Source organism: Phocaeicola salanitronis DSM 18170 (genome assembly GCF_000190575.1).
GTDB lineage: Bacteria > Bacteroidota > Bacteroidia > Bacteroidales > Bacteroidaceae > Phocaeicola > Phocaeicola salanitronis.
On the sequence record NC_015164.1, the window covers coordinates 682,230 to 695,763 of the forward strand.

11 protein-coding genes are annotated in these 13,534 nt (G+C 43.7%); 2 read left to right on the plus strand and 9 right to left on the minus strand.

Annotation, left to right across the window (positions count from 1 at the left end):
* Positions 1-64: 64 nt before the first annotated feature.
* The gene (locus tag BACSA_RS03235) at positions 65-553 is read right to left on the minus strand and encodes a GNAT family N-acetyltransferase (RefSeq protein ID WP_013616690.1); all 489 of its coding nucleotides are present in this window, start codon (positions 551-553) and stop codon (positions 65-67) included.
* A gap of 192 nt (positions 554-745) precedes the next feature.
* Between BACSA_RS03235 and trmD the strand changes: the two genes are divergently transcribed.
* Entirely contained in the window at positions 746-1,420 is a 675-nt protein-coding gene (gene trmD, locus BACSA_RS03240) for a tRNA (guanosine(37)-N1)-methyltransferase TrmD (protein ID WP_013616691.1), read from the plus strand.
* Between the two features lie 153 nt (positions 1,421-1,573).
* On the opposite strand, the gene BACSA_RS03245 is transcribed toward trmD, so the two are convergent.
* From BACSA_RS03245 to holA, 4 genes are all read right to left on the minus strand, one after another.
* A complete protein-coding gene (locus BACSA_RS03245) occupies positions 1,574-2,485 on the minus strand; it encodes a dihydroorotate dehydrogenase (RefSeq protein WP_013616692.1) in 912 nt (303 codons plus the stop codon).
* Positions 2,473-3,249, minus strand: coding sequence for a dihydroorotate dehydrogenase electron transfer subunit (locus BACSA_RS03250; RefSeq protein ID WP_013616693.1), 777 nt, complete (start codon positions 3,247-3,249; stop codon positions 2,473-2,475). The genes BACSA_RS03245 and BACSA_RS03250 overlap by 13 nt, the downstream gene beginning before the upstream one ends.
* Positions 3,250-3,352: 103 nt before the next feature.
* On the minus strand, positions 3,353-3,805 hold the full coding sequence (locus tag BACSA_RS03255) for a helix-turn-helix domain-containing protein (protein WP_052306017.1): 453 nt from the start codon (positions 3,803-3,805) through the stop codon (positions 3,353-3,355).
* A gap of 833 nt (positions 3,806-4,638) precedes the next feature.
* Positions 4,639-5,655, minus strand: a complete 1,017-nt coding sequence (gene holA, locus BACSA_RS03260; RefSeq protein WP_013616695.1) for a DNA polymerase III subunit delta — start codon at positions 5,653-5,655, stop codon at positions 4,639-4,641.
* A gap of 78 nt (positions 5,656-5,733) precedes the next feature.
* On the opposite strand from holA, the gene BACSA_RS03265 reads away from it, so the two are divergent.
* Positions 5,734-6,183 (plus strand): type I restriction enzyme HsdR N-terminal domain-containing protein, encoded by a 450-nt coding sequence (locus BACSA_RS03265; RefSeq protein WP_041584206.1) that lies wholly within the window; start codon positions 5,734-5,736, stop codon positions 6,181-6,183.
* 242 nt (positions 6,184-6,425) lie between these two features.
* Here BACSA_RS03265 and BACSA_RS03270 read toward each other — a convergent pair whose 3' ends face one another.
* From BACSA_RS03270 to mfd, 4 genes are all read right to left on the minus strand, one after another.
* Positions 6,426-7,217: a zinc ribbon domain-containing protein gene (locus BACSA_RS03270; RefSeq protein ID WP_013616697.1), complete on the minus strand. Its 792-nt coding sequence runs from the start codon at positions 7,215-7,217 to the stop codon at positions 6,426-6,428.
* A 2-nt stretch (positions 7,218-7,219) separates the two neighbouring features.
* Entirely contained in the window at positions 7,220-8,314 is a 1,095-nt protein-coding gene (locus BACSA_RS03275) for a Nif3-like dinuclear metal center hexameric protein (RefSeq protein ID WP_013616698.1), read from the minus strand.
* A 430-nt stretch (positions 8,315-8,744) separates the two neighbouring features.
* Entirely contained in the window at positions 8,745-10,028 is a 1,284-nt protein-coding gene (locus BACSA_RS03280) for a histidine-type phosphatase (protein ID WP_013616699.1), read from the minus strand.
* A 125-nt stretch (positions 10,029-10,153) separates the two neighbouring features.
* A complete protein-coding gene (mfd, locus tag BACSA_RS03285) occupies positions 10,154-13,522 on the minus strand; it encodes a transcription-repair coupling factor (protein WP_013616700.1) in 3,369 nt (1,122 codons plus the stop codon).
* Positions 13,523-13,534 lie beyond the last annotated feature (12 nt).

Genomic DNA, 13,534 nt, shown 5'->3' on the forward strand with positions numbered 1-13,534 from the left:
GTTCATGGATGTTTGGGTAAAAATTCGGGTGCAAAGATAATGACTTTGAATATAAAATGCAAATTTATAACATTTTCTCCATTACAAAGTTTGTCAGATAAAGCCGGTTGGCTTTCGCCTTTTGCTCTTTCACAACTCTATAGCCCCGTTTCTCGAAGAAAGGGCGGGCGGTAATACTGACTTCGGTGCTTATCTTACGCACTCCATATTCATCCGCCATCTTTTCCACCTCTGAAAGCAATAAAGTTGCCACGCCTTTTCTTTGCCAATCTTTGTGGACGAACAAGGAGTGCAGATAGCCGTCAGCATTCATAGAAGAGAAGCCAATGATGTTCCCCCAGTTGTCAAGAGCAGCTATGTAGCTATTCTTCAGCAAAAGTCCTTTCCAATGCTCCATACTGTCGCCGCATGAAGCCCAGTCCTCAACTTCCTCTTTAGTATAATCCTTGGAATTGACATAAAATACGGTGGACTGGAACAAACTCTGCATCTGCGGGATATCTTGTTCAGTAAGCAACCTTGTGCTATAGTTCAGAGAAGTTTTCTTTTCCATTGTATCATTGATTTTATGTTACTGATTTCTCGGCAAAAATAGAGAAAAGCAGGAAAAGGAACAAAACATTGCCTGTTTTCTGCCAGCAAGAAGAATGGGATACCAAAGGGACGCGTTGTTTCTTTCAAGAATTGTTCTTACCTTTGCGCTTATTAGTTTACCTATCGAATTTTTGCGAAAACAACAAGACCTATGCGAATAGACATTATTACCGTTTTGCCCGAAATGTTAGAGGGATTTTTCAACTGCTCTATTATGAGCCGGGCACAGAAGAAAGGCATCGCCGAATTTCACATACACAACCTGCGAGATTATACCTTCGACCGCTATCGTAAGGTGGACGATTATCCGTTTGGCGGATGTGCGGGGATGGTGATGAAGATTGAGCCGATAGACCGTTGCATCTCGGCACTGAAAAGCGAACGCGACTATGATGAAGTCATTTTCACGACTCCCGATGGAGAGCAGTTTAACCAAAAAATGGCGAATACGCTATCAATGGCTCAAAATCTAATTATTCTGTGCGGGCACTTTAAGGGAATAGACTACCGCATCCGGGAACATTTTATCACCAAAGAAATCAGCATCGGCGATTATGTGCTGACAGGAGGTGAACTGGCTGCTGCTGTCATAGCGGATGCCGTAGTACGTATAATACCGGGAGTCATTTCTGACGAACAGTCGGCACTATCCGATTCTTTTCAAGATAATTTACTGGCTCCTCCTGTATATACCCGCCCTGCAGATTATAAAGGATGGAAAGTGCCGGACATCCTGCTTTCAGGACATGAGGCGAAAATACGTGAATGGGAATTCCAGCAGTCAATGGAGCGCACCCAACGGTTACGTCCCGACTTGTTGAAGTAAGATATATCTTTACACGATAGCGCACGGAAAACACAGAGAAGGCAGATAGCCGCAGATTTGTATTTTCTCTTTTGATAAAGAAGTGAAAAGAATCTGTGCCTATCTGCCTTCTTTGTGTTTTCTGTATGTCAGCCTAATTTGTGTTTACTTTTTTTACACATCCAATGCCCCGATAATATCCTTTACTGAAGCAAATCCATGACGGTCGAGGTATTCGTTAATGCCTTCCGCCACTTTCACTGTTATCGCAGGATCGATAAAATTGGCAGTACCTATCTGGACAGCCGTTGCTCCGGCAAGCAAGAACTCTATCGCATCGCGCGCATTCATAATGCCTCCCAGCCCGATGACAGGAATCTTCACCGTTTTGGCAACCTGCCATACCATACGCAAAGCAATGGGCTTTACTGCCGCTCCGCTCATTCCACCTGTGACGGTAGATAATATGGGCTTGCGCTTTTCAGCATCAATTGCCATGCCCAACAGCGTATTAATAAGTGACACGCTATCGGCTCCGGCACTTTCTACCGCACGCGCAATTTCGGTAATGTCAGTTACATTGGGAGACAGTTTTACAATTAAAGTTTTATGGTAAACTTTCCGTACAGCCGACACTACTTCGGAGGCTCCGTGTGCCGTTACTCCGAAAGCCATTCCGCCCTGTTTCACATTCGGGCACGAGATGTTCAACTCAATGGCAGGAATATGCTCCAGACCATCAATGATGCTTGCCGTTTCAGCATAATCTTCTATCTGTGACCCCGACACGTTTACAATCATATTGGTACGGATGTCCTTTATCTGAGGATAGATGTGCTCTACAAAATAATGCACGCCCTTATTTTGCAAACCTACTGCATTCAGCATGCCCATTGGAGTCTCCGCCATACGCGGATAGGGATTCCCCTCTCGGTGGTGTAACGTTGTACCTTTTACAATGATGCCTCCAATCTTTTCTAAGTCTACAAAATCCTGAAACTCGACTCCGTAACCGAATGTACCAGATGCGGTCATTACCGGATTCGCCAATGTCAGTTTACCGATGTTTACACTCAAATCTGCCATAATAATTTCTTTATATTAAATACCGGACCTTCTTTACATACACACACATGACCTTCCTTGGTGTTTTCCACACAGCATAAACAAGCGCCTACACCACAAGCCATCGTATTTTCCAACGAAACTTCACACTCAATGCCGTTTGCTGCGGCATATCTGGCAACAGCCATCATCATTGGTTTAGGGCCGCAAGTGCAAATCAAATCGAATTTGTTTTCCTTCAATACGCTGTGCATGGTTACATATCCCTTTTCACCGTAGCTTCCGTCTTCGGTTGTGGTATATACATTACCCAACGCCTCAAACAACTCCAATTGCAGCAAATCGTTCTTCGAACGGGCTCCTAACAGGAATGTCGGCTTGCATCCTTTCTTTAGCAAAGCTTCACCCAAATAGAGGAGCGGAGCCGTGCCTACACCTCCGCCGATAAGCAAGACTTTCGTTTGGGGATTTTCTGGCATCGAAAAACCGTTTCCCAAAGGCATTACCACATTTACCGTGTCACCCGATTGTACGGTAGCTAACTTTCGGGTTCCGTCTCCTACCAATTGAATCAGGAACCATACTTCGTTTTTCTCGCGGTCTACATAATTAATGGAAATAGGACGGCGCAGGAATGTTGTGTTCGAACCGTCCACTCGAATCTCAGCAAATTGTCCCGGGAGCATTTCCGGTAACGGTGCGGCTTGCGTCAATTTGAGCAACACATAGTTTGCGTGCAAACGTATGTTTTCTGTTACAGTTAAATCAAGAATGTATTTTTTCATAAATAAATTGAGGTAAATTCGTTTTATTGTACAAAGATAACGAATTTACCTCAATCTATAGGAAAATACGCTAAGCTTTTGCATTCTGAAGCATAAGCCCGCGTTAAGATTTATCCGGTCTAAAAACTTGATAAGTGCCATTGTCGAAGAAAATACGTATTTCAACAATCTTCGGCTGAGGCTTTTCAATGTATTTAACTTCTTCTCGTACAGGATCTTTAAGGGTATTGTTAGTGGAAGAAGGGGCATTTTCCTTGCGAAATTCGAAATGAACCGGACTCACGCCCGCAATTTCCGGATTCTCATCGCCTTCAGAAAATAAAGAAACTGATTCATTCGAAGCATTTGTCTCCTTCATGTTACCTTCGCCGTAAAGCAGCCAATTTAAGTTGATAAACGGATATGCTTTATGGATACGCATAACGACTTCCAAACTGGGCTTGTTCCGTTCGGTCAATATATGTGATAAGGAAGAAGTCGAAATGCCTATTTTCTCGGCAAACTCAGCATTTGTCAACGCTTCTTCTTGTATAAGTTGTAGAATCCGCTCCTTCATGATGAAATATACATATAAACTTAACGAGTACAAATGTAATGCCTTTTATTTTCATTTGCAAATATACATATAGAAAATTAAACTATATATTTGTACACGCTATGACTACATTTGTATACAAAAAGAGGATATACAGATGTAAACAGGCTATAATTTTCTTCTTTTCAACTTTAATATATTAATATAATTTCTTGATTACATGGCATTTATAATACACAACTATATGTTTACAACTCTATAATATCGAATTGTATATAACAAGAAGAGACTAAATTAAACCATGTTTTTAATAATGAAGTATACTTTATTGGGTTTTAGCTTATTATTCTGTATCTAAATGCGTTGAATATATTTTCATCAACATTTATAAAAGTAAATGATACAAGTATAATGATTGTGTTTTACGTTTGTATTTACCTAATTGGATAAATGTATATATGTACTTTGATGTACAAAATACAAATGTAAACAGTTGCATTTGCATTGAAAATATAGAAATGTATATATCGAAATGTAAATCATTTTATCAGCAATCAAGAGAGTCGCTTCGCTTCTGCGAGATTTAAAAATTTACGGATAAAACTTCAGATGTGACCGATTTTTCGATTCTCATAAATATGTTTGGAGTTTGAATGAATCTCCTAATGTTTGTAACGATGGAGAAAAGACTACGATTGTAATAGCTGAACCATTGGATATGCCAAGAGATAATCCGATACAATAATAGAGAAATAAATTTTACAAATAGGTTGAAAACAAAAGCCGCAAAGACATGGGATAGTTTAAACTATTTGCCATGCCCTTGCGGTTCGTATTTTAATCAACGGATAGGATTAATGCAATATCAGATATACCAACTCGCGCAATAATTCTCCATCAGAAACGGAAGCATTGCCAACACCTTTCGAACGGACATCGCACTGACGGATGGCTTCGATAATTTTCATCACCTTCACACCTGTATAACAACGCATGGCTGTTTGGTAATCGCGAGCTTGCCAAACGGAACGTAAGCCGAGTTGGGCAGCTATTCCCTGCTCGTTTTTTTCCGGAGCATAATAAGCCAGCATCAAGTTAGAGAAGAAATTAAACAGGACTGCCAGTGTCACTTGCAATGGATTGCTCTTAGGGTTCTCTTCAAAATATTTTACTATCTGATTTGCCTTGAAAACATCCTTCGCAATTAATGCATTCCGCAATTCAAAGTTATTAAAGTCTTTGCTGATTCCGATATTGCGTTCTATTTGTTCGGGAGTAATCCGCCGTTGGCCTTTAGGAAGTGTGATAATTAATTTTTCCAATTCGCTTGCCATCCGGCTTAAGTCTGTCCCTATAAATTCCGCCATCAGCTCAGATGCCTTAGGCTCTATCTCTACCTGACGGCGCTTCAAATAAGATGTGATAAAACCAGGAAGCTGGGTGTCTTTTAGCTTTTTCGATTCGAATACCACCCCTGTCTTCTCTATTTCTACTGTAAGCTTTTTTCGTTTGTCAAGCGAACCATGCTTATAGCAAAAAACAAGAATTGTGGAAGGCATCGGCTTCGTCAGGTAATAAAGCAATTCATCCAAGTTCTTTAAATTCTGAGCCTCTTTAATGACCAGCACCTGATATTTAGACATCATGGGATAACGTTTAGCCGCATTGATTACGGTAGCGATATCGGTATCAGCCCCATACAAAACCGTTTGATTGAATTCTTTTTCGCTATCGTTCAATACATATTCTAAAATATAATCCGCAATACGGTCGATGTAGTAATCTTCTTCTCCCATCAGGAAATAGACAGGAGCATATATTTTATTCTTCAGATTCCGAACAATTTCTTCGTATGTAGTTTCTTTTGCCATAAATAAAGTCTTTCTCTTTCGTAATCTTTTTATATTTTTGCCGACAAAACAAAATTCCTTATTATGCAAAAGTACGAAATGTTGGCTTTAAATTTGCCTCCTTACCCGTTTAAAATATCTAATAAGGAGGGGAAAAGATATATATTCGATATGCTTCGTAAGAAATACGTTGCCCTGACTCCAGAAGAATGGGTGCGGCAACATTTTACCCACTATTTATTAGAGCATAAAGGTTATCCGCAAGGATTGCTTGCCAATGAAATACAACTGAATCTGAACGGAACGAAAAAACGATGTGATACGGTATTATACAACCGAAACCTGACGGCTAAAATGATAGTGGAATACAAAGCGCCGAATATAAACATCACCCAAGCGGTATTCGACCAAATCACGCGGTATAATATGGTATTGAAGGTTGATTATTTAATTGTAACAAACGGAATCAATCATTACTGCTGCCATATTGATTATGCGACCCATTCCTATCATTTCTTGCCTGAGATTCCGAATTACAATGAATTATAGAAGCTGTTTTGAATTTCTCCAAAAAGTTTTTCTTGGCTTGATGTATTCGTTTTCGTGTGTGCTTTGGGCGATTTTTTGGTCCTTTCCGCTCCTGTTCTTCGTCAGATAGCCCGCTATCTTCCTCATCACACAAGCGAAAATGCCTCAAAAACTCATCCCAAATCAGCGCACGATAAATTCAAAACAGCTTCTAAAAAAAGGAGAGACTTTGTCCAAGCCTCTCCTCGTAATCTCATCTGATTTTATTTTACTTTAGTTTCCAATTTCTTTTCCGGAACTACTCCTGCCAGTTCAGGGTCAATCATGATGCGGCCGCAATACTCACATACGATAATTTTCTTACGCATGCGGATATCCAACTGTCTCTGAGGCGGAATCTTATTGAAACAACCGCCACATGCATCACGTTGCACATAGGTAATTCCCAAACCGTTGCGCGAATTCTTGCGGATGCGCTTGAAAGCCTGAAGCAAACGAGGTTCGATTGTCGCTTCCAAGGTTTTGGCTTTGTCTCTTAGTTTTTCTTCTTCCTGTTTGGTTTCCGAAATGATTTCATCCAATTCGTTTTTCTTGGTTTCCAAATCCTTCTTTCTTTCTTCCAATTTTTCGGTATTTTGCTCTATTTCCTCTTGTTTGGAAGCGATGGCAGCCGTATATTCCTTAATACGCTTTTCGCATAATTCTATTTCCAGCGTCTGGAATTCAATCTCTTTGGTCAACACGTCATATTCACGATTGTTGCGTACATTGTCTTGCTGAGCCTTATACTTATCAACTGAAGCTTTGGCAGATTCGATTTCGATACGTTTCGTAGTTACATTCGATTTCAATTCTTCTATCTCGCCCTTGATTTTCTCAATACGAGTGCTCAGTCCGGTCACTTCGTCCTCCAAATCTTGCACTTCCAAAGGAAGTTCTCCTCTTAACGTCTTGATTTTATCGATTTCAGACAACATTGTCTGCAACTGATACAATGCTTTCAGCTTTTCTTCCACACTCAGTTCGCTGGGATCTTTTTTTGCTTCTCTTGCCATAATTATAAATATTTAATCGGATTTGTATTGATTCGGGTCATTTGGAGTTCCAGTGACGGAAACATCTTTTCTAACAAAGAATAAATCAATTCCTTGGTATACTGTTCGCTCTCGTAATGACCGATTTCTGCTATTAAAATGCTGTTCTCGTAATAAAAGTAGTCGTGATATTTCATCTCGCCCGTAATGAACACGTCAGCCTGGCTTGACACCGCACGGGGCAGCAGGAAAGCTCCGGCACCTCCGCACAAGGCGACTTTCTGAATCAACCTGCCTGCCATGCGCGAATGCTTTACGCACCCTACTTCAAATGTCTGCTTGATACGCCGCAGGAAGTCACTTTCGGTTTCCGGTTCTTCCAGCTCACCTATCACTCCTGCCCCAGCCTGTGCCCATACATTCTGCACCGGATAGAAATCGTATGCAGGTTCTTCATACGGATGAGCTTCCAACAAGGCTTTAGTCACCTGTTGCCTGCGGTATGCAGGCAGAACAGTTTCTATCCGCACCTCGTCTTCCTGATGCAACTCGCCTATTTTGCCGCAGAAAGGATGTGTGCCTTTACCCGCACGGAAAGTTCCCTTCCCTTCCACGTTGTAGCTGCACGAGTCATAGTTGCCGATGCATCCGCAACCATACTTGAATAATATGTCACGCACTCCGTCTGCTTGTTTCCGAGGCACAAATGTTACCAGTTTCAATAATGCGTTTTCTTTGGGTTCCAAAATACGTACCTGTTTCAGCCCTATCTTTTCAGCAATCTTGTAATTGACTCCTTGCAGGGCATTGTCCAAATTGGTGTGCATTGAATAGATAACGATGTCATTCTTGATAGCTTTGATGACACACCGTTCCACATAGTCTTTCCCTATAATCGACTTAAACCCTTTAAAAATAAGCGGATGATGCGAAATAATCAGGTTGTAGCCCAATGTTACCGCTTCGTCCACTACTGCTTCAGTCACGTCTAAACACAACAAAGCCCCTGTAGCTTCCGCGTCTGTCAATCCGATTTGCAGTCCGGCATTATCAAATCCGTCTTGCAAAGGCAGAGGCGCGAACATCTCAAGGGCATTCAGAATCTCCTTAATCTTCATGTTCTGCGAAAAATAATCGCTGCAAAGATAATGAAAAGCTGTGATATGGAAAAGATTTCAATGAAAAGAAATATGCTTTCGCATGTATACTTTTGCATTGTGGCTATTCATGGAATCAAGAAAAGGGCTTTTCCTTTTACGGCCTCACCCATTTTCTGATTTCTCCCCGGAACAGTTGTTTCCGCATTTGGATTACATTATCGTTTCAAGCGGCTTCCATTTATGGTTTTCATATCAAAACCGTACGGTTTCCATATCAAGAACGTACGGTTTCCATATGGAGAACGTACGGTTTTGATATCAAGAACGTAAAAGTATGCCTGCTGAAACAACGATATGGGCTACATGCAAAACAAAATATTCCGTACTGTACAAGAAAAAGTAAGCGTCCCTATGACACCCATCGATTTATAGACTCCGTATTTCGTAATTATTCTTGTGTTACTTCCACATCCGGTAACGAAATGGAGTGAACCACTTGCATCCAATAAGTCCGGACATCTTTCCAATGGTAGAAAGGCGCACAATCGGTCTTGACGGGAAGCGTCACCTCACGCTCGTTCAGAAGAAGCTTCACCAGAATGTCATCATTGCCCGGCTTGCGGAAGAAAATGAGTTGCACGTTGCCGCACATCGGAATAATACGGTAGGTGCGGTAGGTATCGGCTATCTTTTGCCAATCACCGGTAGAGGCAGACAAATGATTGCACCCCATCAGCGTGGCCAAGGGAGCCAGATTGGTATCATGCCCATAACGAAGGGTAACGCAATTCCGTTTCGAAGCGATGACCGTATCGGCAGTCTCTACAAAATTACGGAGCAGGTTACGTTCTACCTTGTACATACAAGCACCGCTCAGCGGGGATGCGCCTTTCTCGTAATACCACTCGAAGTTATTACGTTGCCACAAGTCGTAACGTTCATCTTCGGTAAACAAGAACGCCAAATCAGGCTGATTGTAACTGCTTTGGCTGATTCCGTTCAGTTCGAAGAGGTCCATCATCAGTCCCATAGGATCTTCCACAGCCTGAGGACGGGTGAAGAGCTGCTTCATCAGACGGTCAGGATGCACGTATATGCTGTCGGCAGCACGATAGACCGAATCAGCATTCGCCAAATGGACAGCTTCGTAGGGTTCGTTCTTATACTTTATATAATAAAGGTCATGATTGCTGGCATCGTTGGTGATATTCAATTTCGGATTTAAACCTTTCAGCTCCACACACCCGGCGGTCATCGAAAGGAAAGCACGGGTCTTATAGGTAGAGCGGGCATCTACGTGTACACCTTCGGTAAACACTTGCGGATAACGGGCAAACATACGGCGTACCAACTGGCGATGTTGTTCAGCTCCTTTCGGAGTGAGTTCTCCATAGCGTCCTTCGGCTTCCTGCGCCAGACTTTCCACTATCTCGAGTGCCCGTTTCCCATCGGCGGTAAGGATATGTTGCTTTTCGGCATCACGCAAGACAGCCAAGGGCTTATCGTATTTTTTCTGCTTGGTAAGATAACGTGAACCGTGACGGGCGAACATCGAGATGTAAAAGGGTTCATAGCCTTCAGGAGCCGGAGTAAGTTCTACGGACGGAGCCTGATAGGCATAATACTTACCGGCTGCCAAAGCCGGGTTTTGGCGGATTTCATCCTTTGCGGTCTGTGCTGACACTGACAAGGCAACACAAAACAAGGGAACAAACGATAACAATCTTTTCATACTATCTTATAAATAAAAAAACGGATGTAAATGTAGAGATTCTTCCCTACACTTACACCCGTTGATACGTTAAAAGATAACGTCAGCCTTTGAAATGAAACAGGACTGAAATATGTTTGTCACGTTTATTGCGCCGGCATACTTACGATCTCTTGCATAATGCGTACGGCGGTCTGCACGTCTTTTACGTCTTTGATGACCATGCTTCGCTTACCGTTTTGCTCGCGCAGGTTACATATACGCGGGTTCTGTGACATATAGTTGATTATTTTCCCGAACGCCTCGCTTTGATAATAAGGGCTCTCCAGGTTGCTGACAAAATACAGCGTCATCCGCCCTAACTTGAGGATAACCTTTTCGATGCCCATCCGTTTCGCCATCCGGCGCAAGGGCACGATACGTATCAGTTCTTCTCCTTCGGGCGGAATCTTGCCGAAACGGTCTACCAGCCTTGCCTTGAAGGCTTCGACATCCTTGTCCAATTCCAGTTTATCCAATTCGCGGTAAAGCAGCATACGCTCGCTGCTGCTGGGAATGTACTCGTTGGGGAAAAGCAATTCGAGGTCGCTCTCTACCGTACATTCGTCAACAAATCCCTCGCCGCTCAGTTTTTCTTCACCCGCTTTGATTTCATCGGCATAAAGTTCGGCAAACTCATCGTTCTTCAATTCTGTCACCGCCTCTGCCAGAATCTTCTGATAGGTCTCATAACCCAGGTCGGCAATGAAACCGCTCTGCTCAGCACCCAGCATATTCCCGGCACCGCGGATATCAAGGTCCTGCATGGCAATGTGAATGCCGCTTCCTAAGTCGCTGAAGTTCTCGATAGCTTGCAAACGGCGTTTGGCTTCGGGGGTCAGAGTAGACAAGGGGGGAGCCAGCAGATAACAGAAAGCTTTCTTGTTGCTCCGCCCTACCCGTCCGCGCATCTGGTGCAGGTCGCTCAATCCGAAATTCTGCGCCTGGTTAATGATGATGGTATTGGCGTTGGGAATATCGATACCGCTCTCGATGATGGTGGTGGCAAGCAACACATCGTAATCATAATTCACAAAGTCGAAGATGATTTTCTCCAGTTCTTCGGGTTTCATCTGTCCGTGCCCCACGCACACACGGCAATCGGGAATGTTACGTTCTATCATCGCTTTCAGTTCGGGCAGATTCTGGATGCGGTTGTTTACGAAAAACACTTGCCCGTTACGGCTCATTTCAAAGTTGATAGCATCGGCAATGATTTCTTCATTGAACGTGTGCACCTCGGTCTGTATGGGATAACGGTTGGGCGGCGGGGTCTGGATAACCGACAGGTCGCGTGCTCCCATCAACGAAAACTGCAAGGTACGCGGAATAGGCGTAGCGGTCATTGTCAGCGTATCGACGTTCACCTTCAGCTGACGCAGTTTTTCCTTCACGCTCACGCCGAACTTCTGCTCCTCATCGATAATCAGCAATCCAAGGTCTTTGAACTTCACACTCTTGCCGATAATCTTGTGCGTGCCTATCAGGATGTCTATCTTTCCGTCGGCAAGTTCCTTCAAGATACGGCTGGTGTCTTTTGCCGTACGGGCACGGCTCAAGTAGTCTACCTTGCACGGCATTCCTTCCAACCGCTTGCTGAACGTCTGGAAATGCTGGAACGCCAGCACGGTAGTAGGTACCAGCACTGCTACTTGCTTGTTGTCGGTCACCGCCTTGAAGGCTGCACGCACAGCTACTTCAGTCTTGCCGAATCCTACATCGCCACACACCAGACGGTCCATCGGACGGTCGCTTTCCATATCTGCTTTTACCTCTTGTGTAGCTTTCAGCTGGTCGGGCGTATCTTCGTAAAGGAAACTTGCTTCCAGTTCGTGTTGCAGAAAACTATCGGGGCTGTACTTGAAGCCCTTTTCCTGCTTGCGGCGCGAATAGAGCTTGATAAGGTCGCGGGCGATGTCCTTGATTTTCGTTTTGGTACGTTCCTTCATCTTCTCCCACGCCCCGGTACCCAGCTTGCTGATGCGAGGCTGCTCGCCTTCTTTCCCTTTGTACTTCGAAATCTTATGCAACGAATGGATGGAAACGAAGACTACATCGTCATTTTGATATACCAACTTGATAACTTCCTGCGTAGTGTTCCCATTGGGGATGCGCACCAGTCCGGCAAACTTTCCGATACCGTGGTCGATATGCACCACATAGTCTCCCGGTTCAAACTGGCTCAGTTCTTTCAGCGAAAGCGCTACCTTTCCGCTACGTGCCTTGTCGCTGCGTAAATTGTATTTATGAAAACGGTCGAATATCTGATGGTCGGTAAAAATGCAACACTTCAGTGTATGGTCGATGAAGCCTTCGTGCAAAGTGCGGTCTACCGGCACAAATGATATCTTATCGCCACGTTCTTGAAAAATGTCACGCAAGCGGTCGGTCTGCTTCACACTGTCCGAACAGATATACAACTGATATCCCCGCTGCCGGTAATCGGTCAGGGTGCTCGCCACCAAATCGAAATTCTTATGGAAAATCGGCTGAATGGAAGTTTGGAATGCCAACGTTGCCTGAGGAGTGCCTGCCGCTTTATGCCCAAAATCTATCCGCCGGAAAGACAATGCCTTTTGCAGGAATTCCGGACCGTCAACCAGTTTCTGCTTCAAGTTATCCAAATCTACCGCTTCCCCTTCGTATGCCTGTATGGCTTGCGGAGAAAATGTGTCATCATGGACCGTCTGGATGCGCTCACGCACCCACATCAAGTCTTTCACCCATATTATTGCTGTATCGGGAATAAAATCGAGAAAACAGACGTCTGCTCCCGATGATTTTGAAAGTTCCGGCACGATACTGACGGTGTCTTTCTTCTCTTTTGAAAGTTGTGATTCAACCTCAAATGTACGGATGCTGTCTATCTCATCCCCGAAAAAGTCGATACGATAAGGATATTCCGAAGCAAAAGAAAACACATCAAATATACTTCCGCGTGTTGCAAATTGCCCTGGTTCGTACACGTAATCTACATGTTCGAATCCAAAAGCTGTCAGTTGCTCCGCAATCTTATCTGTAGCTATCTCCTGCCCTACTTTCAGCACCAGCATTTGTGTATCCAGCTCCCGTTGGGAAACCACTTTCTCTGCCAATGCATCCGGATAAGTCACGATTGAAACAGACTCGGATTTTCCCAAGCGGGTCAATACTTCCGTACGCAAGATTTCATTAGCTGCATCACGTTGACCGTACTTTATCGCCCTGCGGTAAGAAGACGGGAAAAACAAGATATCCGCATCTCCGTTTGCCTGTACTATGTCGTGGTAAAAATACCCCGCTTCTTCCTGGTCGTTCAAGACAAACAGGTTTACCCCCGGATGCTCTTTAACGTATGCAGAAGCGAAAAAAGAAGGGGAAGACGCATGCGTCCCCTCCAAAAATATCGTACGGATGTCTTTTCTTTGTAATAAATCAGCCAGCCCCTTCATGTTGGGATGCTTGGCATAAATCTGTTGAAGTCCAGCTATTTCCATTGTTATTTCGAT